The organism is Chloracidobacterium validum (assembly GCF_018304825.1).
In the GTDB taxonomy this organism is placed as follows: domain Bacteria; phylum Acidobacteriota; class Blastocatellia; order Chloracidobacteriales; family Chloracidobacteriaceae; genus Chloracidobacterium; species Chloracidobacterium validum.
In genome coordinates this window covers 455,689-478,795 of the sequence record NZ_CP072648.1, presented here as the reverse complement: position 1 = coordinate 478,795, position 23,107 = coordinate 455,689, and the positions used below count along the sequence as shown (strand labels likewise).

The 23,107-nt window shown below is 59.9% G+C and carries 19 protein-coding genes; 8 read left to right on the top strand and 11 right to left on the bottom strand.

Annotated elements, in window-relative coordinates; translation table 11 throughout:
• Nucleotides 1–46: 46 nt before the first annotated feature.
• The 3 genes from J8C06_RS01985 to csm6 all read left to right on the top strand — a co-directional run bounded on the left by J8C06_RS01985 (nucleotide 47) and on the right by csm6 (nucleotide 2,998).
• On the top strand, nucleotides 47–991 hold the full coding sequence (locus tag J8C06_RS01985) for a bifunctional 5,10-methylenetetrahydrofolate dehydrogenase/5,10-methenyltetrahydrofolate cyclohydrolase (RefSeq protein WP_343216865.1): 945 nt from the start codon (nucleotides 47–49) through the stop codon (nucleotides 989–991).
• Between the two features lie 88 nt (nucleotides 992–1,079).
• Nucleotides 1,080–1,589, top strand: coding sequence for a GNAT family N-acetyltransferase (locus tag J8C06_RS01980; RefSeq protein ID WP_211429123.1), 510 nt, complete (start codon nucleotides 1,080–1,082; stop codon nucleotides 1,587–1,589).
• A 272-nt stretch (nucleotides 1,590–1,861) separates the two neighbouring features.
• Nucleotides 1,862–2,998, top strand: coding sequence for a CRISPR-associated ring nuclease Csm6 (csm6, locus tag J8C06_RS01975; protein WP_211429122.1), 1,137 nt, complete (start codon nucleotides 1,862–1,864; stop codon nucleotides 2,996–2,998).
• Between the two features lie 57 nt (nucleotides 2,999–3,055).
• Here the strand turns inward: csm6 and J8C06_RS01970 are convergent, their stop codons facing one another.
• A complete protein-coding gene (locus tag J8C06_RS01970) occupies nucleotides 3,056–3,355 on the bottom strand; it encodes a 4a-hydroxytetrahydrobiopterin dehydratase (protein WP_246602062.1) in 300 nt (99 codons plus the stop codon).
• Between the two features lie 15 nt (nucleotides 3,356–3,370).
• On the bottom strand, nucleotides 3,371–4,468 hold the full coding sequence (locus J8C06_RS01965; protein ID WP_211429121.1) for an ATP-binding response regulator: 1,098 nt from the start codon (nucleotides 4,466–4,468) through the stop codon (nucleotides 3,371–3,373).
• Between the two features lie 274 nt (nucleotides 4,469–4,742).
• On the opposite strand from J8C06_RS01965, the gene ribD reads away from it, so the two are divergent.
• Entirely contained in the window at nucleotides 4,743–5,915 is a 1,173-nt protein-coding gene (ribD, locus tag J8C06_RS01960; RefSeq protein WP_211429120.1) for a bifunctional diaminohydroxyphosphoribosylaminopyrimidine deaminase/5-amino-6-(5-phosphoribosylamino)uracil reductase RibD, read from the top strand.
• Here ribD and J8C06_RS01955 read toward each other — a convergent pair.
• Genes J8C06_RS01955 through J8C06_RS01945 form a run of 3 tightly spaced genes read right to left on the bottom strand, consistent with a single transcriptional unit; the run spans nucleotide 5,912 to nucleotide 9,005 of the window.
• Nucleotides 5,912–6,493 (bottom strand): glutamine amidotransferase-related protein, encoded by a 582-nt coding sequence (locus J8C06_RS01955; RefSeq protein ID WP_211429119.1) that lies wholly within the window; start codon nucleotides 6,491–6,493, stop codon nucleotides 5,912–5,914. The genes ribD and J8C06_RS01955 overlap by 4 nt on opposite strands.
• A 47-nt stretch (nucleotides 6,494–6,540) precedes the next feature.
• A complete protein-coding gene (locus J8C06_RS01950) occupies nucleotides 6,541–8,532 on the bottom strand; it encodes a protein kinase domain-containing protein (RefSeq protein ID WP_211429118.1) in 1,992 nt (663 codons plus the stop codon).
• 38 nt (nucleotides 8,533–8,570) lie between these two features.
• Nucleotides 8,571–9,005: a hypothetical protein gene (locus J8C06_RS01945; protein ID WP_211429117.1), complete on the bottom strand. Its 435-nt coding sequence runs from the start codon at nucleotides 9,003–9,005 to the stop codon at nucleotides 8,571–8,573.
• Nucleotides 9,006–9,149: 144 nt separating this feature from the next.
• On the opposite strand from J8C06_RS01945, the gene J8C06_RS01940 reads away from it, so the two are divergent.
• Complete coding sequence (locus J8C06_RS01940) at nucleotides 9,150–9,719, top strand: TlpA family protein disulfide reductase (protein WP_211429116.1); 570 nt, start codon at nucleotides 9,150–9,152, stop codon at nucleotides 9,717–9,719.
• Here the strand turns inward: J8C06_RS01940 and J8C06_RS01935 are convergent.
• On the bottom strand, nucleotides 9,691–10,350 hold the full coding sequence (locus tag J8C06_RS01935) for an ElyC/SanA/YdcF family protein (protein ID WP_211429115.1): 660 nt from the start codon (nucleotides 10,348–10,350) through the stop codon (nucleotides 9,691–9,693). The genes J8C06_RS01940 and J8C06_RS01935 overlap by 29 nt on opposite strands.
• Entirely contained in the window at nucleotides 10,347–10,673 is a 327-nt protein-coding gene (locus tag J8C06_RS01930; RefSeq protein ID WP_455423706.1) for an FKBP-type peptidyl-prolyl cis-trans isomerase, read from the bottom strand. The genes J8C06_RS01935 and J8C06_RS01930 overlap by 4 nt, the downstream gene beginning before the upstream one ends.
• Before the next feature lie 130 nt (nucleotides 10,674–10,803).
• Here J8C06_RS01930 and J8C06_RS01925 point away from each other — a divergent pair, with 130 nt between their 5' ends.
• Nucleotides 10,804–11,556 (top strand): gamma-glutamyl-gamma-aminobutyrate hydrolase family protein, encoded by a 753-nt coding sequence (locus tag J8C06_RS01925; protein ID WP_211429114.1) that lies wholly within the window; start codon nucleotides 10,804–10,806, stop codon nucleotides 11,554–11,556.
• A 41-nt stretch (nucleotides 11,557–11,597) separates the two neighbouring features.
• Nucleotides 11,598–12,821 carry a DUF1015 domain-containing protein gene (locus tag J8C06_RS01920; RefSeq protein ID WP_211429113.1) on the top strand — a complete coding sequence of 408 codons (1,224 nt, stop codon included), beginning with the start codon at nucleotides 11,598–11,600 and terminating at the stop codon, nucleotides 12,819–12,821.
• Between the two features lie 86 nt (nucleotides 12,822–12,907).
• Here J8C06_RS01920 and J8C06_RS01915 read toward each other — a convergent pair whose 3' ends face one another.
• Together J8C06_RS01915 and J8C06_RS01910 are read right to left on the bottom strand one after the other, a co-directional pair.
• Nucleotides 12,908–13,633 (bottom strand): hypothetical protein, encoded by a 726-nt coding sequence (locus J8C06_RS01915; RefSeq protein WP_211429112.1) that lies wholly within the window; start codon nucleotides 13,631–13,633, stop codon nucleotides 12,908–12,910.
• A gap of 145 nt (nucleotides 13,634–13,778) precedes the next feature.
• Nucleotides 13,779–15,134 (bottom strand): acetyl ornithine aminotransferase family protein, encoded by a 1,356-nt coding sequence (locus J8C06_RS01910; RefSeq protein WP_211429111.1) that lies wholly within the window; start codon nucleotides 15,132–15,134, stop codon nucleotides 13,779–13,781.
• A gap of 351 nt (nucleotides 15,135–15,485) precedes the next feature.
• On the opposite strand from J8C06_RS01910, the gene J8C06_RS01905 reads away from it, so the two are divergent.
• Entirely contained in the window at nucleotides 15,486–19,034 is a 3,549-nt protein-coding gene (locus J8C06_RS01905) for a TonB-dependent receptor (RefSeq protein ID WP_211429110.1), read from the top strand.
• Nucleotides 19,035–19,191: 157 nt separating this feature from the next.
• Here the strand turns inward: J8C06_RS01905 and J8C06_RS01900 are convergent, their stop codons facing one another.
• Together J8C06_RS01900 and J8C06_RS01895 are read right to left on the bottom strand one after the other, a co-directional pair.
• A complete protein-coding gene (locus J8C06_RS01900) occupies nucleotides 19,192–20,361 on the bottom strand; it encodes a radical SAM protein (RefSeq protein WP_211429109.1) in 1,170 nt (389 codons plus the stop codon).
• Between the two features lie 125 nt (nucleotides 20,362–20,486).
• Nucleotides 20,487–22,949 (bottom strand): PP2C family protein-serine/threonine phosphatase, encoded by a 2,463-nt coding sequence (locus J8C06_RS01895; protein WP_211429108.1) that lies wholly within the window; start codon nucleotides 22,947–22,949, stop codon nucleotides 20,487–20,489.
• Between the last annotated feature and the right edge of the window lie 158 nt (nucleotides 22,950–23,107).

Below are 23,107 nucleotides of genomic sequence, written 5' to 3'. Positions count from 1 at the left end.
ACTCATTTACCGTTTCAGGGCATTGATCCCTGAATTGCTGTGGAGGATGACTAAGGTGACGGCTCGTATTCTGGATGGCGTAGGGCTTTCTCTGAAGCTCAATGGAGAGACCGTGGACCGGTGTGCCGCCTTGACCCAGGCCGGCGTTCAGCCAGGACTAGCCGCCGTCCTGGTCGGTGATAACCCGGCGTCACGCACCTATGTCACGAGCAAGTCCAAGATGTGCGTCCGGCTCGGATTACGCACCGAAGTGTTGTCGTTGCCAGAACATGCGACAACGCTTGACCTCCTGGGGGTGATCAAGACGCTCAACGTGCGGACCAACATTCATGGCATTCTCGTCCAGATGCCGCTCCCGCCGCAGATTGACGTGCCAACCGTCATCGAAGCCATTGACCCGGCAAAAGATGTGGATGGCTTCCACCCGGTCAGTGTGGGGCGCTTGGCGCTGAAGCAAGCGGGCTTCGTGCCCTGTACGCCGGCCGGCATTCTTGAGCTGCTCAAGCTCTACTGCATCCCGCTGCGCGGGCAACGGGTCGTCGTGTTGGGCCGCAGCAACATCGTTGGGTTGCCGCTGTCGTTGCTCCTGCTGCACCAGGATGCAACGGTGACGGTATGCCATTCTCACACCAAGGAGGTGGCTGCCATCGCCCGCTCGGCGGATGTCCTGATTGCGGCAATTGGGAAGACGGCTTTTGTCACGGAAGACTTCATCAAACCTGGCGCCGTGGTGGTGGATGTCGGGATCAATCGCATTACCACCCGTGAGCAAGTCCTGGAATACTTTGGCGACAACGCGGAGCGACTGGCCGATCTTGAAAAGAAAGGCTACACGCTGATTGGGGACGTTCACCCGCGCCACGCCGCCGAACGGGCACGCTATGTCACCCCTGTGCCGGGCGGCGTTGGACCACTCACGATTGCGATGCTTATGCGCAATACGGTAGTCGCCGCCGAGCGGGCTTACGCCGAGCGCGCTTGTCAAGGGTAGTGGATAGCTCATAATCGCCGCCAACTGCGGCTGCCCCCGCCGAACGAATCAAGCCAAGGTTATTCGCTCCTGTCTTCGGCGTATGGCCATGAAGGATTTTTTTGACCCTAGTTTCTACAACGCCAGTTTTTATATTGCGCCAATGTTGGAAAGCGATTTGGCGGCGGTGGTGGAACTGGAGCAAGTCACACGCTTGAATCCGTGGGGCTATGATGGGTATCGCTCAGAGTTACGCCACAATCCACTGGCGGTCATGCTGGTGGCGCGTGGACGAGCGCCGTTTGTGACTCGTCCCATTTATGGATTCCTGGCCGGACGGGTTCAGCTTTCAGCCCGTCATGATGGACGGGAACTACATATTGCCAATGTGGCGGTTCATCCTGAAGTCCAGCGGCAGGGACTGGGGCGGCGGCTGTTGAAGGAAGCCTTTTACACCGGGCGACTGTACGGGGCGACAACGGCCTTCCTTGAAGTGCGTCAGTCGAATACGGGCGCCAAGGCCCTCTACACGTCGTTGGGCTTTACCCAAATCGCCCATAAACGTGGATTCTATGCCAACCCTACCGAAGACGGGCTGCTCATGGAAGCTGCCCTGTAAGCGCAAGCGCCACGGCCGAGAACGTCGCTCCCGTAGGTGGCAACCCTGATGCACTGTCGCGCCGAATGATCGCGCCGAATGATGAAGCGCGCAGCGTCGCCAGCTCTACGTCCGGTGGCGCGGACCAGATGCCCACAGCCTAGGCCGAGGTGACGCCAACGAGCAACGTCAGGCTGGCGTTCGCAAGCTTGCGAGCCTGGTTGGCCGCAATTGCCTCATTACAATCCCACTTGCCATCAATCCAACCTGTGCTTTCAAGGAGAGCGAAACCGATGCCAGACCGTGCACCGGCTGATTACGAACGCCGGATTCTTTTGCTTGTCACCGGGATGACGCCCCAAGTCGTCACGGAAACGCTTTACGCGCTCTGTCACCAGCATCCGCCATTCATCCCGACCGAGGTTCACTTGGCAACGACGCTGGAGGGAGCAGAGCGTGCTCGCTTGTCACTGCTTTCTGATGATCCCGGCTGGTTTCGTCGGCTGTGCCAGGATTACAGACTGCCACCAATCCAGTTTGACGCAAGCCACATTCACATCTTGCAGGATCAGTCCGGGACTCCACTGAGCGACATTCGGACACCTGAGGATAATGAGCGAGCGGCTGACCAGCTCACTAGGCTGGTGCGTGACTTAACAACTGACGAAGCGGCGGCACTCCATGTCTCGTTGGCCGGTGGCCGTAAAACGATGGGTTACTACCTTGGCTATGCGCTGTCGTTGTTCGGGCGTCCGCAAGATCGGTTGTCGCATGTGCTGGTCAGCGAACCATTCGAGTCGAGCTGGTCATTTTTTTATCCAACACCGTATGAGCGCATCATCGAGACGAAAGATGGAAAGCTGGCCGATTGCGCCACGGCGCAAGTCATGCTGGCCGAGATTCCCTTTGTGCGCCTGCGTGATGGCTTGCCGCCAGCATTGCTGAAAGGTCAAGTGACCATGAGCGCGGCCGTGGCAGCCGCCAATCGCAGCCTGCAACCACCTCGGCTTGTTCTCGACCTCCTGAAGGAAGAGGTTTGGGCCGATGACCTCAACATTGACGTAAAACCGACCGAGCTTGCGCTCTTGCTGTGGCTGGCCGAGCGTGTCCAGCAAGGCAAGCCGGAAGTCGAGTGGCGCAACGTCGAGGCAGCCAACGAATTTCTCACCTATGGACAGCGCATCCTGAATCCTTACGGGGGCGACTATGAGCGGATGAAGCAGGCTCTTGAAAGCTGCAAAGATGATAATGAGCGGGCCAAGTACTTTGGACCGCACAAGTCGCGTCTCAAAAAGGCCTTTGAGGAAGCTCTTGGGAAAAAAGCTGCCAACCGGTACGTCATTGCTCGCTCCGGTAAGCGGAACGACGCCACGTATAGCTGCTACTACTTGCCGCTTGAGGCAGACCAGATTGAGATTAGGACGAGCTGAGTCGTATCCCCCACAGGCGGGTCGGCGTGAGCCAGGTTGCCCACCGAAACGGGAGGGCTAACCGGTAATAGCATTGATTTTGTGAGCCAAACTCACATCCAGCATGGTCAGCCCACCGGCATCGTGTGTCCAGAGTGTCAGCGTGACTTGATTCCAGTTGTGCAGCAGGATGTCGGGATGATGATCAGCCTCTTCAGCCAGCTTGCCGACGCGGTTGACGAAGTCCAGTGCGTCGGCAAAGTTGCGAAAGGTCAGCGTTCGCGTCAACCGCTGGTCTTGGCGCTGCCAGGCGGGAAGCTCACGCAATCTCGCTTCGAGATCGCTTTCGTCGAGTAACATGGGGCGGGTTTTAGACATACCAGTGTGTAGCCCTCAGACTGAAAGTTCAGAAAGCACTTGAATCAACTGTTCGCGTCGGAATGGCTTTGGAATGAAACCATCAAAACCGTGACGGGCAATGCGCTCGCGTTCCGACACGCTGGTGTAAGCCGTCAATGCCACGATTTTCGACTTCGCAAGACAAGGCTCGGTGCGCAGGGCATTAAAGGTGGCGAAGCCATCCATGCCGGGCATACCGATGTCTAACAGGACGACATCCGGCGCGGTGGCACGGGCAGCTTCAACGCCGCGCACCCCGCTTGCTGCCAAGTAAGGGCGATACCCCGCCGCGCTGACCACCGCGCCAAGCAGTTTTAGCAGATTCTCATCATCGTCAATGACCAGGACTTTCTTGGTATCCGAGATGGTCGAAGGGATGGGATTCAAAAGTTGCGGTGATTCAGTAAAGCTTGGCAAGTCGGTCGCGCTTGTCGGGTGAACCGTCGGCAACTGGATAATCAATCTCCAGGTATCCTGGAGTCGTTCAACCGCCAACGTGCCACCTTCACGGGTGATAAACAACCGGGCCAAGTTTAGCCCACCTGGATCGGCCGTCTCGCTTAGCCCCTGATCGCTGCTTACCAACAACCGCAGCGGACTCGCTGCCAAGTCTGGAGAAAGTGTTACCGTCGCGCCCTCTGGGGCCGCGCGGAGCAGATAGCGAACGACCAACCAGAGCGCCCGCCGAAGGGTTGGGGACACCGCCAGGGAAGGGATTCGGTCTTCGGCTTCAATCCGAAGGGTCTGGCGGCGTTGCTGGGCGACTAAATCCAGTCCATGGCAAATCCGACGAAGTGTAACCAGGAGGTCCGTCGCGGCCGTTGCGGTGGCTTCCTCATCACCAAATCGCGCCAAGTCGTAGTAATCATCCAGAAGTTGCAGCATCTTTTCCGCCGCCGACCGAATATGCCGAATGCCTTCCGCCGGTTGGTGCGCCTCGGTGGTGCCTTCCAGGAGCCATTCCGTCCAACCCAAAATGGCGGCAAGCGGGGCGCGCAGCTCATGTGACAGGCTACGGAGAAGGTTGAGTGGCGATAGCGTCGCAAGCAAACTGTTCAAACTAGGGTCAACGGGTGGCTGCGTTTGCGACATAAACCTTAGTCTCTGTGGCAGGAGCTTTGATTAGGGCATTAACCACTACGCGCATCCACTACGTAGCTTGCCGGGGTGAAAACTAGTTGCACTATACCATAGCGGCTATCCGGTAGTGTCGTCCGTCGCAAGCTGTTGCTAGGATGCTTGGCGTGAGCCACAACGGGGTGCAGAAGGATGCATCCAGCGCGCGCTTGTGCTTCCATACGTGGCTTCCCTGCTTGGCTTTGAGAAAAACGGCCAAGCAGACTGAGCTTCTCTCGGCAAAGTTCCTATGATGCCGTCACAACATGACATCCTGATGCGTGAAACGCTGCGCCTTGCCGAACAAGGATACGGTCGGGTCAGCCCACGTCCATTGGTGGGGTCACTGGTCGTCCAGCAGGGTGTCATCGTGGGGCGTGGCTTCTATCATGAACCAGAGCCAGCCCATGCCGAAGTGTGGGCGCTGCGCGAAGCCGGCGCGCGTGCGCGCGGCGCAACACTGTATGTCAATCTCGAACCCTGTTCCCACCACGGCCGGACGCCTCCCTGCACCGAAGCCATCATTGCGGCCGGCATTCACCGGGTCGTGGCCAGCATTCGGGACCCCAATCCACAGGTCAACGGACGCGGATTTGAGCAGTTGCGCGCGGCTGGAATTGAAGTTTTGACGGATGTCCTGGCGGTGGAAGGCGTCAAACTGAATGAGGTTTTCATCGTCAATCAGCTTGAGCACCGACCCTTTGTCCATCTCAAGCTCGCCGTGAGCCTGGATGGGAAAATTGCTACGTGCACAGGACAGTCCCAGTGGCTGACCGGTGCGGCAGCACGTTTGGCCGGGCAGAACCTCCGCCACCGCTACGATGCCATCGCGGTCGGCATGGGCACGGTTCTCGCCGACGATCCCCAACTGACTGACCGAACCGGACAGTACCGCCACCGGCCACTGGCGCGGGTCGTGTTCGGCTCGGCGCGCGCGCGCCTGCCACTGACGGGGCGACTTGCCCAGACAGCACGCCAGATTCCAACTTGGTTGGTTACGGTGAACTCGGCAGGCAATACGGCAGACTTGGCTGAACTTGAGGAATTGGGGGTTCGCCTCCTGCGGGTGGAAGCTGATGCTCAGGGTCGCCCACACCTCGACCAATCGCTTGCCGGACTCTTTTCAGAGGGTATAGCCAGCCTCCTTGTCGAGGGCGGAAGCGCGTTGGCCGGGACGTTTGTGGATCACCGCCTCGTTGATAAAGTCACTTGGTTCATTGCGCCGCGCATCATTGGGGGGGCCACGTCCCTGAGCGCCATCGGCGGATGTGGCGCGGCGACACTGAACGATACCCTCGACTTGGCAGAGGTCACGGCCGAGCCGGCGGGATCGGACTGGGCGCTCACCGGCTATGCGGGGCAGACCATCAAACAGGCGCTTGCGGACGCCCACCGCGCCGCCGCGCAACTTGTTCTGCCCTAACTGCTAGCCCTAACGCCGAAGACATTCGCAAACCAGCGCAAGCCCTCCGGCGTGCCGCTTGATTCGGGATGAAACAACACCCCTTCGCAGGGATGGGTCTGATGCCGAAAGGCGAGCAGCGCCCCGGACGGCGTCGTTGCCGTCATCTCTAAAAACTCCGGCAAGGCTTCGCGCCCCAGGTGCGGCAAGCGTGGTATCCGCGCCCGAAAGCGGTAGTTGAGATTGCCAAACGCCAAACAACCGTCGTGGCAAACCTCAACAATGCCCGGCCCAACCGGACGTTCTTCAGGCAAGCGCACGCCAAGCGCCAGCGCCAGCGCCAGCGCGCCATTGCCAATGCCCACCAATGCGGCATGTCCGAGTTGCGCGGCAACGAGTTCATCAATCGTAGCCTGCATCGTAGCCGGGGCGCTCCCAGTCACCAGCACCAAGTGCGCTGGGGATGACGCCTCAGATGCCGTTAGTCCGGCGCGTGCCAGCGGGCGAACCTCGGGCATCCAGCCGAGGGCAGCGATAGCGTGGGCGACGTTGAAAGCCGCCGAACTCTCATCATCCAGAATGGTAATGAGGCTGGTCATGGAACTCACAGCAGGGGATGTGACCTCAACACCCCTTCGATGCAAGGCTACTGCCCAGGGCCAATACCGGCATCGGAGGCTGTGGCAGGTGGGAGCGCCTCGCCTTTGCACTGCCGAACAACCGATTTCAGGGTTTCATCCCGACTCCGCGCCAGCACTTGGTCAAAGAGTTGATTGGCGGCAGCAGCTTGTCCGCCCAGCCGCAGCATGAAACCACGAAAGGCTAGGGACGAAAGGTCATTCGCGTCGTGCGCGACTGCCTGTCGAAAGTCCTCTTCCGCTAAAGCGTACTCGCGTTGCTCCCAGTGAACACGTCCCCGGTAGTTATAGGCGAAGTTTTTGCAGGCTTCGTCCTCGCAGATGCGTGCCGCTTCAGCAAAGCGGTCCAGCGCGTCGCTCAGTTTCCGCTGGTGATAGAGCGCAATACCAAGGTTGAGTTGCGCTTTGCCAAAACCGGGGGCAGTGTCCAGCGCGTCTCGGAAGTGACGCTCGGCTGTCACGTAGTCTTTCTGCGCCAACGCCCGAATGCCGCGGTCAAAAGCTTCCTTGGGCGCATTGGATGGACTGGTGTTGGAGGGTGCGGTCGGTGAGCCATTGTCAGTGTTTTTTGGCTTGTCAGGTGGTGGCTTGTCACGGCTGACAGGTTGTTCGCCATCACGCGGCCAGAAGAAGTACAGGCCGAGCGCACCGGCCCCTACGACGAAGACCACCACAAACGCCAGAATAGCCAGGATGATGCCCGTTCCGCTGCCTGATTTGGCCGGGGCCGTCGCCGGTAGCGGTGACGGAGGGAAACCAATCGGAGGCGGTTGCCCCATTGGAGGGGGGCTATGCATGTCTGGGTTCGCTCCGGCGGCAACCGAGCCGGCCACAAAGGCTTGATTAGCTGGCATTGAACTACTTGGCAGCATCGGCGTTCCACCAGTCGCCAGTGGCCGTGGAGCCGCCACAGTTGGCGCCGGCGCCGGCGCACCCGTGGACGGCGACAATGGGGGCGGTGTGGACATCCCCGGTGATAAGCTTGGGGTGGTGCGATACGCTTCCTCGCCTGGAAAAGACGAAGTGGCTGGCATGAGAGGCGACGTGCTGCTGGCGGCCGGCTGGGCTTGCGTTCGTCCTGGCATCACGGTGACTCCCTGCGTTGCGCTGTGCCCAGACTCTAACTCGCCAATAAAATCTCGAACTGTCGGCGTACGCTGGTCACGGTGACGGGTCAGGGCGCGCATCAGGGCCGCCTCAACGCCCGGTGGCACAGTGACGGCCGGGTTGGCGGTTCGCATTGGCAGTGGGGCTTCAGTTAGCCGCTTGACCATGATCGCCTGCATGTTATCGCCGGCGAATGGCAACTGCCCCGTCAACATTTGGTAGATGATAATGGCTAAACTGTAGATGTCAGAGCGGGCATCCAGGCGCTCGCCCGCCAACTGTTCAGGCGACATGTAAATGGGTGTGCCCACGACAAGCCCGGCCTGGGTCAAGTCCTGACCGCGCTGCGGCGCATCACCGGCAATCTTGGCAATCCCAAAATCCAGAACCTTGACCCAATCCCCCCCATCGCGCTGGCAGATCATCATGTTGTCGGGTTTGAGATCGCGGTGAACGATGTTCAGGCGATGGGCGGCATCCAGCGCGGCGCACGCCTGGCGGGCAATGCCGAGCGTCCGCGGCAACGATAGCGTGACCTCGCGTCGCAGCACCGACGACAGCGTTTCTCCCTCGACAAACTCCATGGCCAGATAGTGCAACCCGTCGTCGTCGCCAAAGTCATAAATCGTCACCGCATGGGGATGACTAAAGGCGCTCGACATCTGTGCCTCACGATTGAAGCGGGCAAGCGCGTCCGGGTCGGCGGCAAAGGCGGCACTCAGGATTTTGACTGCGCAGAGGCGGTTGACCTTGAGCTGTTCAGCCTTGTACACCGCGCCCATGCCGCCCTCACCCAGCTTGCTGACGACGCGAAAGCGGCCGGCGATGGTTCGTCCGATCAATGGGTCGCCGCCCGACGCAGGCTGCGGAATCATGGCGATGGTTTCAGTCATGACGGCTCACTCAAAACGAACGACGCAACAAACGATGTTCAGCGTAAAGGTTTGCGCTCTGGCGCTCCTCCTGCGCCATTCGACAGTTCCCGTGACGGACTCGCTTCACGCGCCATGAAAGCCTGGAAGCGCTGAGCCTCGGCATCACGATCATGAAAGTCACGCAACGACTGGCGAATGACGGCGCGGATGTCATAAACCATCGTCGCCATTGATACGCAGAGCAGCAGTGCGCAAATCAGAAAGTAACCCACCAGTTGGGCCGGCCCGAACAGCTCACGAAACTCAAGTCCCAATCCTACCAGAGCCGTGACACTCAAAAGCAACCCGGCGCTGAGGAGGCGACGCCCGAGACGCGCCCGCATCGCATCCGAGACCTTGCCCGCCAAACGCGCAGTCGTATAGCGTTTGACTTCGAGCCAAACCAGCGGCAGCAGGATGATCCCAACCAATATGAGTGGAACAAACCCCATACGGCGCGCCTCCTCAGAGCAGTTACAACCAGGCTGGCTGTTTCTGGACGCTACACAAAGCCCCTAGGCGTCGCAAGCTTGTTGGACTTGACCAGCAAGCCAGCGCATAATCACTCTGAGCATTTCACTAATTCGGGGGACTTCATGATCGTTTCACGTCTCTTTCTCGCAAGCCTTCTCTCACTCGGCGGTCTCTTGGGCGCGGCCTGTCAGCCCGCCTCAACTGAGTCACCAGCGAGTCCTCCGGCAAACACCCCACCCTCCACGCCGGCGACCTCACCACCCCGCGCGGCCAACCCAGCGCCGACGTTCACGGTCGAAACCTTCAATACTGGCGCCTTCGATTTGAGCAATCACCGGGGCAAGGTTGTCGTCGTCAACTTCTGGGCGACGTGGTGTCCGCCCTGCGTGGCAGAGATGCCGGGATTTGACGCGACCTACCGCCGCCTGAAAGGTGATGGACTTGAAATCGTGGGACTGTCGCTTGACCAGGAAGGCCCTAGCGTCGTCAAGGCGTTTCTCGCCAAGCGTCCGATCAGTTATCCGATTGCCATGGGTGACAGCACGCTTGCTACGCGCTTCGGCATCGGTAACGGCATCCCCTACACCGTCTTCATTGACCGCCAGGGCAACATCCGCGACAAGGTGACCGGCGGGATGAGCGAGTCCGCCTTTGAACAAAAGGTCAAGGCGTTACTGGCAGAACCGGCATAGCTTGCCAGTGCGCCGGTGGAAAGCGCCGGAAGGGGTTGCGCGTGGCGCGCTTTGCCGCCAGTCGCTCACCCAGGCCGTGGGGGTCGGCTCGAAAGGCCTCTAGGGTTTGGGCTTCGCCACCTTGGGCGGCAACCACGTCCGGCGGATCGTTGACACCGATGTAATGTAACCGCTCCAGCGGCCAGCCCAACGCGGCAGCGTGTAGCTCGAACCGGCGTTGTTTGAACCGCCAGCCGATGACGTAAACCTGCTCCGGCCAGGCGCCAACCGCGTCGCGGAAGCAATACAGCCCGAAGCGCAGATTTTCGTACGAATCGCGCGCAAAATCCTCCACCAGCGTCCGCGCCGCAACGTCCAGGTGCCCCCACCAACCCTGAGCTTGGGCGACCTGTCGGTAGCTTTCAGCTTCGCTCTGCGGTGGGTGCGTCTGGCGCGTGTAGCCACCGGAGAACACCAACCACCGCTGTGGGACTTCAGCCGTCAGCCGGACGCCCTGCGCGATGTGCGCCACATAGCAGCTCCCTTCGCCGCGCTGGTACGGCTCCAGCCACCACGCCTCGTCATCTGCCAAATCTGGCGTGTCCGGCCTCAGACAGACGGCATGCCCCGGAACGAGTACCACATCTGTCACGGGCGGACCGACAACAGCTCGACCTCGAAACGCAAGGTTGCATTGGGTGGAATCGGGCCGATGCCACGACTGCCATAGGCCAACTCCGGCGGAATGGTGAGCTGGCGCTTGCCACCGACGCGCATGCCCGCCACGCCCAGGTCCCAGCCGCGAATGACTTCCCCTAAGCCCAGCACAAACTCGAATGGCTGCCGGCGGTCGTGCGAGCTGTCAAACTTTGTCCCATCGAGCAGCCAGCCGGTGTAATGAACGGCCACGACCTTGCCGTTTTCAGCCAGCGCGCCCGTTCCCATCTGAAGGTCATCCATGCCAAGGTTTGCCACGTTGTCATCATCCTTGAGGTTCGATACCGTTGCAGCGACGTAAACAAAGCGCCGTGAACGTTTCTGGTCTGGCGTCAGATTCCAGGAAAACCTCCACTGCTTTACGCTTGATCCCCTAGAAGCCTGCCACATGCCCACACCATACACGAAACGCCCCATCATCGGCATCACGGTTCGCATTGACCCAGATAAAGACACGTACCATTTGCGCACCACCTACCCACACGCCATTCTCCACGCTGGCGGCACGCCGCTGTTGCTCCCCCTGCTCACCGAAGCGAGCTACCTGGATACCGTCGCCAACTTGCTCGACGGCTTGCTGCTGACCGGCAATCCGGGCGACGTTGACCCAATGCGCTACGGCCAAGCGCCGCACGTGGCACTCGGGCCAGTCCATCCCGAACGCGATGAAACAGACGCCCATCTGCTTGAATTGGCCGATGCCAAGCGGCTGCCCGTGCTGGCCATTTGCTATGGCATGCAAATGCTCAATGTTCACCGTGGGGGGACGCTCTTCCAGGATTTGACCGCACAGGTTGAAAACGTCATGCAGCACCAGCAGCGCGGGAGCTTCCGGCGGGTGGCGCACGGTATTCAGATTGACCGCGACAGTCTCCTGGCCAAGTTGGCCGGTGGCATCACAGCCCGCGTCAACAGCCACCACCACCAGGCAATTGACGAACTTGGGCGCGACTTACGCCCAATTGCCTGGGCAGCGGATGGCGTCATCGAGGCCGTCATCGGAACCCGTCCCAACCACTTCGTCCTTGGCGTCCAGTGGCATCCCGAAATCAATGCCGAAAACGACCCGTTTTCACAGGCGCTTTTCAAGCATTTCGTGGCCGAAGCCGCCCTGTATCAGCAGGGTCCGCCGCTAGAGTAAGGTGCGAGCCACCCAAAACCGCCAACCAGGAGTTTTTCAAAATGGCCATCGTTCGTCCATTTCGCGCACTTCGCCCCGATGCAGGTAAGGTTTCCGCCGTTGCGTCCGTTCCCTACGACGTGGTGAACACGGCTGAAGCGCGCGCGCTGGCGGCCGGCAATCCGTACAGCCTGCTGCACATCACCCGCCCCGACATTGACTTACCAGATGACACGCCACCCGACGCCGACCTCCAGTACCAGACAGCCCGAACCAACCTTGAGCGGCTCATCCACGAAGCTCCACTCACGACCGACCCCCAGGCAAGCTTTTTTGTCTATCGGCTGGTGATGCAGGGACGGGCGCAAACCGGCATCGTCGGGGTGTGCGCCGTGGACGACTACGACCGGGACGTGATTCGCAAGCACGAAAAAACGCGCCCTGACAAAGAGGATGACCGCACTCGTCACTTGCTGGCGCTTGGCGTCCAGGTCGAACCGGTGTTTTTGGCCTACCGTGATGCACCGGCGCTAGACGAACTCGTGGCGCGCGCCAGCGCCGATGTGCCACTCTATGACTTCATGGCGCCGGATGGTATTCAACATACGATTTGGCGGATGACCGACACGGCGGCGGTCAGCGCGGCTTTTGCCGACATACCGGCGCTCTATGTTGCCGATGGGCACCACCGGTCGGCCAGCGCGAGTCGCGCGCGGGCAGCCTTGCGCAACCAGGATGCCAACCCAACCGATGATGCGCCCTACAACTTTTTCCTGGCTGTGCTGTTCCCGGCCAGCCAGCTCCAGATCTTGCCCTACCATCGCGTGGTCACCGACCTAGCGCACCATACGCCGGACGCCTTTCTGGCAACGCTCCGCGCAACATTCGCGTCCTGCCCGGCAACGCCAAACCCAACAACGCAGGGCAAGTTTTCAGTGTATTGCGCCGGGGCATGGCATAGCTTTCACTTCCATCCGGTGGACGGCGCCGATCCCCTAGCCGGACTCGATGTCAGCCGCTTGCAGTATCAGGTCTTACAGCCGCTGCTGGGCATTGCCGACCCGCGAACGGACAAGCGGCTGGACTTTGTGGGTGGCATTCGCGGCACGGCCGAGCTGGAACGCCGGGTCAACGAAGGCCGGGCAGCCGCGGCGTTTTCGCTCTACCCAACCGGGCTAGATGACCTGTTTGCCGTTTCCGACCAAGGCTTGGTCATGCCACCCAAGTCAACTTGGTTTGAGCCAAAACTGCGCTCTGGGCTGTTGATGTACGCCTTGCAAGCGTGAAGCCGGACGCGCTCCGCGCAGACACCAGCAACAGAGGCTTTGCGCACCTCAACAAGCCGACCGGACGTTGCCACGCCCCGGTCGGCTTACTGCGTACTGTACGTCAAGATGATATTGGTTTCACTGTCATCATCGTCAGCTTCGGCAGCAGTAGCCATGACGGTTAGGCTTTCACCAGAATCGCGCTTGGCGCTGATGGCTCGGTAGCCGCCGGCCGCCGCGCGTGTAACCGTAAAGCCAGTGCCATCGAGCTTGCCTTCATAGAACTTGAAAACGGCGTCCACCTTGTCGCTCGTTTTGAGCGTGAGTGAACCAGAGGCCTTGTCCGCGCTTCCAGATATTACCTTGGCGATGACTTTTGCCCCCGGATACAGCACCACCCAAGCCGGGATGTTGTCCTTGTCGCTGATACCAACATCTGACTCCGGCGACTTCGTTGACTTGTCACCACCTTGCGCGGCGCTGTCGTCGCGGCTCGCGTTGCCACGGCCGGCCTGTTTTTCAAACTCATCCAGTGAAACGGTCGTCGTTGTGCCAGTCGCCTTGTCACGAAAAGTGACCAGCTTTTTTTCTTCATCCACCGAGACGACTTCGATATCCGGGTTTATGTTTTCGATGAGTTTTGCAGCGGTGCGAACCGGATTTTTCGATACTTCATCAATTGCCCGCGAGGCCGCGTAGTATGCAAAGTAGAGAAAAGCCCCAGTCGCAATGATCCCAATTACGGCGATGGCACCACAGCCACCGAGTACCCATAGCCAGACATTACTTTTTTTAGCCGGTGGCGGCGGCGCGTAAGGCATCGGTTGCATAGAGAGTAAACTGTCCTTTCACTGGTTGCACAAGGCACGGGAAGCATATTCGCACGGAAACCAAGGACAGACTTATAAAACAAAATCCACCGCGAAGCGAGGCGCGGGCTGGCCAGGCGTCACCGCCGCCGGCCCGCACCCTGACTCACCGGTTGAGAGCCGCGCCAATGGCTTCAGAAAAAATTTCCACGGCGCAGTCCACCTGTTCGGCATCAATCACCAGCGGTGGCGAAAAGCGGATGGTGGACTCACCCGCGCCGAGAACGATCAGCCCGCGCCGGAAGCATTCTTGCTCGATGCGGTTACGCAGCTCGACATCGGGCCGCAGGGTCTGACGGTCGGCAACAAACTCAACGCCAATCATCAAACCGACACCCCGCACATCGGCGATATGGTCGGCGTACTTGGCCTGCACCATCCGCAAGCCGCCGAGCATTCGCTCGCCCATCTCGGCAGCGTTTTTGAGCAATCCATTGTGCAGCAACTCGAAGGTCTTGAGCGAAGCGGCAATGGCCACCGGATTGCCACCAAAGGTCGAGGCATGGGCGCCGACGTGCCAGTTCATGAGGTCGGCGCGGGCGACGGTCGCGCTCAACGGCACCCCCGAGGCAATGCCCTTCGCCGCGCACAGCACATCCGGGACAACCCCAAAATGCTCAATGGCAAACATCTTGCCGGTACGCCCCATCCCCGACTGCACCTCATCCACAATCAGCACGATGTCGTTGTCATCGCACACCCGACGTAGTTCCTGGTGGAACTTCGCCGGCGGGACGACATAGCCACCCTCACCCTGCACCGCTTCAACCACAATCGCGGCGACTTCTTCCTTCGGGCAGGTGGTTTTGAACAACCGCTCCTCAATGACCTTGACGCACTCGACGTTGCAGCTATCCGGCGTCTTGCCGTAGGCGCACCGCAGACAGTTGGCGTACGGGATATGCGTCACGTCGAGCGCCGCGCGGCCGAAGCCCAGCCGCTGCGCTGCGCGCGAGGAGGTCAACGACAACGCGCCCATCGTCCGCCCGTGGAAGCTGTTGAAGAAAGCAATGAACTTCGTCCGCCGGGTGGCGTACATGGCGACTTTCAGCGCGCATTCGACGGCTTCCGCGCCCGAATTGCCAAAGTGAACCCGCTTGGGAAAATCACCCGGCGTTTCATGCTGGAGTCGTTCGGCAATTTCCGAAAGCTGTGGGTAGTAGTAATCCGCGCCAGCAATGTGGACAAACTCCGCCGCCTGTTTCGAGATGGCAGCAACGATTTCTGGATGCGCATGCCCGGTGGCCAGCACGGCGACGCCAGCATTGAAATCCAGAAAAACGTTCCCGTCCACATCCTGAATCATAGCCCCCCACCCACGCTCGATGACCAACGGATAAGCACGGGTGTAGCTCGGCGATACGTAGCGATGATCTTTTTCAACAATGGCCTTGGCCTTTGGGCCGGGAAGTTCAGTGACGAGTTGTGGGAATTTGGTAAGCGCAGGTATGGTGGCCGACATAGACACTCCTTTTAATGAAGAAAACAAACCCGGACGCGCTCAACGCGCGCGATGTGTTGGCTGTCACCAAGGGTTGATCTAGTCGGCAAAGAGGTCAGCTCGCCGCCGCAACGGGAGGCAGGTCAGCGCAACGCGCAGACGAAGCGATGGAGCATAGCGACGGAGCATCGGCATACTATGAAAACCTGAAGGCGTATCCTGAGGAAGCCAGGGAGCCATTACTTTCGTATATTGATTATGGCAACCGACCGGTGAGCATGCAACTCGTCACGACAACGGCCGCAGTGAACCTTTACTCGAAGGGGATAGCAAGTGTACAGGCTGGGACTTGCCCAAGCGGCTTGCGCCGCTTTGTTCCTCTGGCTCTCAACCCTGACCGGGTGGGCGCAAACGAATGCCGCGCAAATCAGTGGCACGGTGCTGGACACATCCGGCGCCGTGATTGGCGGCGCAACGATTTCCATCCAGGATGCTGGTGTCGGATTCGAGCGGCGCGTCGTCACCAACGAGGCTGGCTATTTCTCAGTTTCGCCATTGCGTCCGGCAGTTTACCGCATCCGGGTCACCCAGGCCGGTTTCAGGCCGGCAGAAGCCAGGGTTGAGTTGGCCGTTGGACAAGTCCGGTCGGTTGAGTTCAAGCTGGAGGTCGGCGGAAGCGAAGAGGTCGTCAACGTCACCGCGTCAATCGAGGGTTCGGCCACGATTGACCTGTCATCCAACCGGCTTGGCGTCAATGTCACCGCCCGCGAAGTCAAGGAGCTTCCGGTCAACGGACGCAACTTCTCACAGCTTCAGTTACTGACACCCGGCGCCACCAACATCGGGGTTGGTAATTTCAACGAAGTTCGCTTCAACGGACGCTCAAACCAGCAGAACCAAACACGCCTCGACGGTGTTGACGCCACGGCCATCTTTGACAACTCACCTGGCTACCTGACGGTCCAGGGCTCACAGTTCCGGTTGCAGACATCTTTGGAAACCGTCCAGGAGTTCCGCGTGGAATCATCCAACTACCCGGCCGAATACGGCACGGGCACGGGCGGGCAGATCAACGTCATCGGGAAGAGCGGCACGAACGAGTTCCATGGTGCAGTCTTTCACTACCTACGCAACGACGCCCTGGACGCGCGCAACTTCTTCGACGGCAGGAACAAGTCCCGGCTTCGTCTCAACCAGTTTGGAGGGAGTTTGGGCGGCCGGATGATCAAAGACCGGCTTTTCTTTTTTACGAGCTTTGAGGGGCTGCGCCAGCGCGCTGGGTTCAACCTCACCGAACTGACGCCATCCATGCCAGCCCGTGACTTCGTCAACCTGATTCGCCCAGGAACGACGGCCGATCAAACCCCAAGCTGGACGGCCGCGGCCATCACGCTTGGCATCAACCCGGACACACTCACTGCCGCCGACATTGCGCGCATCAACAACCTGCGCCTGACAGGTGCCATGCAGGCGTTTCCGGTCGGGTCAGGACCACTGCTCGACCTAGGTGGCGTGACCAACGGTGGACAGCTCATTCAGGTTGCTCCGGTGGCGCGTTTGGATGAAAACGCTTTCAGCGTCCGAGTGGATGGACAGCTCAACGGCAATCTCAACGGATTTGTCCGCTTCAACCGCAACGCCGGCGACTTGGCTTCGCCAGACGGGGCTTCCGGTCGTTTCCTTCGGGCCAGCCAGGCGTTTTTCAACGTCGTCGGCTCGCTCACCTGGGTCTCTGGCGGGTCGCTCGTCAACGAAACAAAGGTCGGTGTGAATCGTCCGAAAACCGACCTGCGCGCCTCGATTCCAAACGTGTCAGGGGTGACGGGCTTCCCGCTCTCTCACGTCCTCATCAGCTTTGGCGGCAACGTCGTATCGCCCGGCGTCAACGGTGGCGCTTCAACCGGGCTGGTGTCGCCAGGCGGACTGACGCGCCAATCTTCAGCCGGCAACGGACGCGCGCAGCCCATCGATCCGCGTAGCGTTAGCATCCTGGATACCGTGACCTACGTCCGCGGCAGCCACACGATGAAGTTTGGGGGCGAAATCCGTATTCAGCAGGTGAGCTTTGACCAACTGGGCGGCACACAATTCACCTTCAGCAACCTCAATGACTTCATCCGTAACCAGAATGTAGCCGTGGCCTTCATCGGCGATTTGAGTCAGCCCGGTGACTTCCGCATCCTGACCGAACCGCTGACGACGTTTTCCCGTCCAAGCAGCGGTCCTGCGCGCGCTCGACAGTTCTTCATCATCGGCTTTGCCCAGGACGAGTGGCGGGTTCGCCAGCATGTCACGCTCAACTATGGTCTGCGCTATGAGTACTATTCACCGGTCCGCGAGGCGAACGACCGCGCCATCCTGCTTGACCCGGCCACCGGTCAGATACGCAATCCACGCGATACCGCGCTCTATCAGGCGTTGAAAACCAATTTCGCCCCACGCCTCGGCGTAACCTGGGCGCCGGCCCGGTTCAAGGGTAAGACGGTCTTCCGCCTTGGCGGCGGCCTCTTTTTCGGGCCGGGCCAGTTTGAAGACCTCATCCAGCCCATCGAAAGCAATGTCTATCGCGCGTCGCAAAACCTTGCCGAAGGCATCAGTCCCACGACAGTTGGCTTGGTCTCCAACACAAGCGTGCCGGTCGGGAGCTTCACGCCGCGGGTGTATGACCTCGGTGGCTACCGTGTGCCCGAGCGCGTCGCGCAGTATGGTTTTTCCATTCAGCGGGAAGTGCCCGGCAAGACGGTGTTGACGGTCGGTTATGTCGGAAGCCAGGGGCGCCATCTCTTTTTGCGTACCATTGGCAATCTCATCCTTCCAGGAACGGCAACCATTCCTGATGGAAGCCCCATCCCGGCCGGCGTCGGTATTGTCAATCGGGTTGACGCGACCGGTCGGGTGGTTGGGGTCAACGTCATCCGCCAGTTTTCAATCATCAACCGCGCTTTTGAGACCGCAACCGGGCAGTTCGTGGTCAATAACCGCTCAGTTGTGAATCCGTTTGGCGAAGTGGACATCAAAACCAGTGGGGGCAACGACAACTACAATGCGCTTCAGATCGCCGCCAGTCGCCGCCTGACAAAGGGATTGATGCTGGGCGGACAATATACTTGGTCGCACAGCATCGGAAACACGCAGGGTTCCAACGAAGCCCAAACGGCTCAGAATCCCTTCGACTACCGCGGCGAGCGTGGGAACAATACCTTCGACATTCGGCATAGCGTCAACATCTCGGCGCTCTATGAGCTGCCGATTGGCAAAGGACGGCTGATTGATTTGGACGGTCTGGCAAACACGCTGCTGGGTGGTTTTCAGCTCGGTGGCGTTTACAACGGCCGCTCCGGTGTCCCGCTCGACATTCGTATCTCGCGTCCCGACGTGGTCATCCAACATCTCACGACTGGCGAGGTTCGGACACTTCCCGCAACCATCAATGCCACGACGCCACTCCCGGCCGGTTTTTTTGCCGTCATCAATACCCCTGGCGGCGGGGCCAGCCGGAATGCCCGGCGTCCAGACGTGGTGCCGGGCGGAAACCCTTTCCGGCGAACCTCGAATAACCTTCTCTTCATCAACCCGGGAGCGTTCACAACACCGCGCCCTGGCACGCATGGCAACCTGGCGCGCAACGCATTTTATGGGCCAAGTTTCCACCAGTTTGACTTCACCCTTCAGAAGCGCTTTGCCATCGCGGAGTCCTTCAACATCGAGTTTCGGGCTGAAGTTTACAACCTGTTCAACCGCGCCAACGTTGCCAACCCGCCGGTATCATTGCCGGCGTCGTTTAGCGCCACCTTCCAACCGGGCACGCCCTTCAATCCGGCAAACTCGAACCTGTTCGGGGTCGTCACCGCAACGGTGGGCCGGGCCGTCGGCCTGGGGGCGAATCGCCAGCTCCAGTTCTCGCTGCGCATCAACTTCTAAGGCATCCAGTTCACCGGCGTCTTCACCAGCGTCTTCACCGGCGTCTTCACCGGCGTCACGCAGACGAAGCGGCTTCCGTCCCCTGGCTGGCAAAAACATAGCCGGTCGGCCCGCATCACGGGCGACCGGCTTCTCTGGTGACATGTCGCTGGGCGCGCTACGAAGCCGTGATGGCCGTTGGAGTTGCCTCGACGGCCTCGACGCGCTTCCGTGCCGCGATGATGTCGCGTTCGAGCCGCTTGATTTTGACCAAGTGCCCTGGGTTGAACGCCAGTGACGGGTAGTAACAGTTGCTTTCGTGCGTACAGAAGCAGCCGTCCTTGACGCGCGCGCGCCGCAGCTTCATCGCTTCGGAATACCACAGCGCCGAAAAGTTCCAATCGTAGTCACGCAGGTTGCCAATGGGCGGCAGGTTCTCACAGCTCGACACCGTGCCTTCGTCATAGATGACGCCGCCGGCCGTGCCGGCAAAGCACCGCAGTTGGGCTTTTTTCTCTTCCTGGGTTTTGGCGATCAGCTCGTGCATGTAGATATCCACCGCTGCCTTGAACGCGCCGCTTGGGCCACCGTACACATTTTTGGTCTGCCCACTGCGCGAGTCTTCGAGAATCAGCTCGGAAAGCTGCCGGTACCGCTCCAGGTCAATGTTGAGTTCTTCTGGCCGGGCGGCTGGTGGGCGGATGTAGTTGAGGTTGATTTTGTCTGGCTTGAGATCAGACTTGAGAAAGTCATACCACTCAAACAGGCGGTCCTGGTTTGAGTTCATCACGCAGGTGCAGGTCTGGATGTCAAGCCGGCCAAAGCTTTTCTTGAGTTTCTGAAGCTGTCGCGCCGTATCAATCGCGCGCGCCCAACTACCGGGCTTCTGGCGGATTTTGTCATGCTCGGCTTCGAGACCATCCAATCCAAGCGCGACGGTGACGTGCAAGTTCGGGCATTCGGTCAGAATGCGTTCCACATCGGGCAAGATGCGCTTCTGAATTTGCCCATTCGACATCAAGTAGAGCGATTCCAACCGATTGTTTTCATAAAACGCCCGCGCAATGTCTGGCATATCGAGGCGCGTGAACGGCTCGCCGCCGGCAATCACGAGCACGGAGAGGTTTCCACCAAGGGTTTCGCTGACCCGGACGATGTTTTCCGTCTTCATCTGAGACTTTTTGCGCTCCTTGTCGTCCAGCTCATCGGTGAAAAAGCAGTGAACGCAGCGCATGTCACAAACTGAAGTGGCCAGAATGTTGAGGAAAACGGGAGCGAAGGGCTTGCCCAATGCCAGGCGTCCGTAGCGCTTGAGGAGTTCTTTCGTCATTTGATCGAGAAATGACATGGGGCGACATCTCCAGGAGAAAGTCCAAGCGCCGGCCACCAAGGACGCAGCGCCTAAGCCTGCAAGGTACTTGTTCAACGCGCCGACGGCAAGCCAATGCCGTGATGACCTGCCGAAAGCCACCGTCAGAACTCAACGCACACGACGGTAATTTCAACTTTGGAATCGGTCTCAGGGGGCGACGCGCCAGGCAGCTTCAGCAAGCGCTCGCGTCCATGACGGATCACGGCCGCAGGCAAGTCCTGGCAAGACAGGTCGCCAAAATTTGCCAGCAGGTTAGCATTGCGCTGCGCCAAGGCAGTGGCATCGGTGGGCAGACCGGAGAGTTCGCCAACCCAGTCACTCATCAGAACCAAATAACTGCCACGTTCGAGGTGAACCGTCTGCCCGGCAAACCGCAGGTCGGTCCGACCATCCAGCGGTGGATTCGCTGTCAGCGCGAGACTTTCGGACTGCCGCGTGCCATCTGGCATTACACGCAACGCGACCGGGGCCACATAGCCGGCATTGCAGTAGGTGAACTCACCCGTGCGAAAATTGGCAATGCCGTACAGCATGCGCACCTGTGAATCAATACTCCCTAACCGGGGCGACAGAAAATCATTCAACCGCTCGACGACCCGCACCGGACAGGTTGGATAGCGCGCTGCCTTGGATTTGATAGCCGCAAGCATCGTCGCCATCAGCAGGGAGGCTTGCAGTTCTTGCCCACTGACTTCGCCGATGGCAATCCCAACGCGGTCATCACCCAGTGGCAACACCATAAACCACTCACGCCCGTGCTCTGGTAGGTGGGCGTATTCGGCGACCACCCGCTGCCGCTCATCCCGAAAACCGGAGGGCGGAAGCAAGTTGCAGTGAATGAGCCATCGGACATCGCGCTCTTCGCGCCAGCGCTCGAGGCGCAACCGCTCCCGAACATAGTTAGGCGCGAGCGCAAAAGCTTCGTTGCGCGCGGGACGCAGCCGACGGCGAGACCACATCACCAGCACCAGGGGCAGGGCCACCACCCCGCTGCCAGCCAAAAAGGTCAGTTCAAATCCACTTGGGAAGCGCAGAACCCACAGCACGGGGAACAGTCCGCCGATGAAGAGCGACGCAAAGCCGACTGACATCCAGCCATAGTGCACAAGCGTCCACAGCAGCCCACCCAACAACAGCCCATACCCAACCACAACCATCCAGGACTGCGATATGAGCGGAAAACCGATCAACCCAAACAGACCAACGATGGCCAGCGCCGCAGAACGGTCCTGCAGGCGATTACGGGCGAAAGCCAGCATTGGCAAAAGCCAGATAATCACCAGCCAGATGTCAAAGAGACATTCACCCCATAGCTTCCAACCCGGATAGTTGCCAACGGCCAGAGACCGAGTCCAGGCCGAAAACTCGTGCCAAGGCAGAACTGGCTGCCCACTCTGCCACTCGACGCCGGACTCAACGGCCAGCACCCAGAGCGCCAGCGCGAGTCCCCCCAGATACAATCGCGCAACCCGGCCCGGCGGCACATCACCCCGCCGCGAAAGACGATATACATCTTCCAAAAGCTGCCGCCGCCGCTTCCAGTCGTAAGACTCCGTCACAGACAGCGAGACAAACCCTGCCCCAGTCACGATCAGCGTTATCGTACCGGAGACGAGCAACAGGATGATAAACAGAAATATCCGAAAGGTGAGATCGGGCAAAGCGACAAATTCACTTTCCGATAGGGAGGCCCCCCGCCAGGCAAACGGACTCAGGAAGGCAAACGCAAACAGGCTGACCAGCCAGACCAGCAGGAGCGCGGCCAACACGCCGCTTACGGAGAGCATGGTCAGCGACCCCATCTCGCGCCGGATAACTCCTCGGAAAAACACGATGAACCAGGGGAGCCACAGCGCACTCCCAAGCAGCAAAACCAGCAATCCACGACCAGTCCTATCAAGCGACGGTGGGGTAGGCGACTCAGCCTGAGCCAACGCTAGGGACTGGAGGGCTTGCCCCTCAAACGCTACTTCTACAAAGGGCCACGCGGCATCATTTGTCTTCCACCGGCGGATGACATCTCGAACATGGCCAGGCAGTGGGCTTTGCCGAACGACTGGAGGCGCTTCGGCGGCCGGTACGGGCGTCACCTGGGCTTCCTTCATCAGAAAATCTCGCCAGGTTTCAGCCAGTGACCGCAAGGTAGCGTCACTAGGGGCTTCCGAGGTAGTTGCCGGTTTTGCGCGCTGATACAGCGCGAAGGCACGAAACGCGCCTGTTCCGGCCAAGGTCAGGCGGTAGTAATGACGCTCGTCAGGCGCCAGAAACCCAAACTCCCAGCGGGACTGGTCAATGGGGTCGGGCAGGCATTGCCAGGCAACTTGGTAGGCAGACACCGGCTGGCCGGAGAGCGCCACGGACTGCAACTGCTGCAAGAGTTGTTCAGCCCGCGCGCGGGCCTGGTGTTCGGTCAACCGCGCCATGGGCGGCGAGTACACCCGACCGCTGCAAAACACGATGACCACCAGTGACAACAGCATTGCCCAGCCAGTCCCAATCAACTTGAGGTTCTTCCCCACAGGTGCTGGCGGTGGCGCAGATGGGATGAGGTGCGGTGCGGTCATTGGCGGAAGTAACGGAAACGCTGGCACAGGTCACGTCGCAACATGGCAGATAGCACCATGTAGCTGATTTGCGCTTTCAAAGCACCCCGAAACCCACGTTGAGCCACCTTTGCTCCAGGGTGGCCGCCTAGGCGCGCCAATGTGAGAATGCCTTGAAA

Coding starts and splice junctions, on each gene's coding strand:
- ribD (WP_211429120.1), top strand. CDS start 4,743: ATGATGCCGTCACAACATGACATCCTGATGCGTGAAACGCTGCGCCTT.
- J8C06_RS01945 (WP_211429117.1), bottom strand. CDS start 9,005: ATGGGGTTTGTTCCACTCATATTGGTTGGGATCATCCTGCTGCCGCTG.
- J8C06_RS01950 (WP_211429118.1), bottom strand. CDS start 8,532: ATGACTGAAACCATCGCCATGATTCCGCAGCCTGCGTCGGGCGGCGAC.
- J8C06_RS01900 (WP_211429109.1), bottom strand. CDS start 20,361: ATGTCATTTCTCGATCAAATGACGAAAGAACTCCTCAAGCGCTACGGA.
- J8C06_RS01940 (WP_211429116.1), top strand. CDS start 9,150: ATGATCGTTTCACGTCTCTTTCTCGCAAGCCTTCTCTCACTCGGCGGT.
- csm6 (WP_211429122.1), top strand. CDS start 1,862: ATGCCAGACCGTGCACCGGCTGATTACGAACGCCGGATTCTTTTGCTT.
- J8C06_RS01915 (WP_211429112.1), bottom strand. CDS start 13,633: ATGCAACCGATGCCTTACGCGCCGCCGCCACCGGCTAAAAAAAGTAAT.
- J8C06_RS01970 (WP_246602062.1), bottom strand. CDS start 3,355: ATGTCTAAAACCCGCCCCATGTTACTCGACGAAAGCGATCTCGAAGCG.
- J8C06_RS01965 (WP_211429121.1), bottom strand. CDS start 4,468: ATGTCGCAAACGCAGCCACCCGTTGACCCTAGTTTGAACAGTTTGCTT.
- J8C06_RS01980 (WP_211429123.1), top strand. CDS start 1,080: ATGAAGGATTTTTTTGACCCTAGTTTCTACAACGCCAGTTTTTATATT.
- J8C06_RS01925 (WP_211429114.1), top strand. CDS start 10,804: ATGCCCACACCATACACGAAACGCCCCATCATCGGCATCACGGTTCGC.
- J8C06_RS01895 (WP_211429108.1), bottom strand. CDS start 22,949: ATGACCGCACCGCACCTCATCCCATCTGCGCCACCGCCAGCACCTGTG.
- J8C06_RS01955 (WP_211429119.1), bottom strand. CDS start 6,493: ATGACCAGCCTCATTACCATTCTGGATGATGAGAGTTCGGCGGCTTTC.
- J8C06_RS01910 (WP_211429111.1), bottom strand. CDS start 15,134: ATGTCGGCCACCATACCTGCGCTTACCAAATTCCCACAACTCGTCACT.
- J8C06_RS01920 (WP_211429113.1), top strand. CDS start 11,598: ATGGCCATCGTTCGTCCATTTCGCGCACTTCGCCCCGATGCAGGTAAG.
- J8C06_RS01985 (WP_343216865.1), top strand. CDS start 47: ATGACTAAGGTGACGGCTCGTATTCTGGATGGCGTAGGGCTTTCTCTG.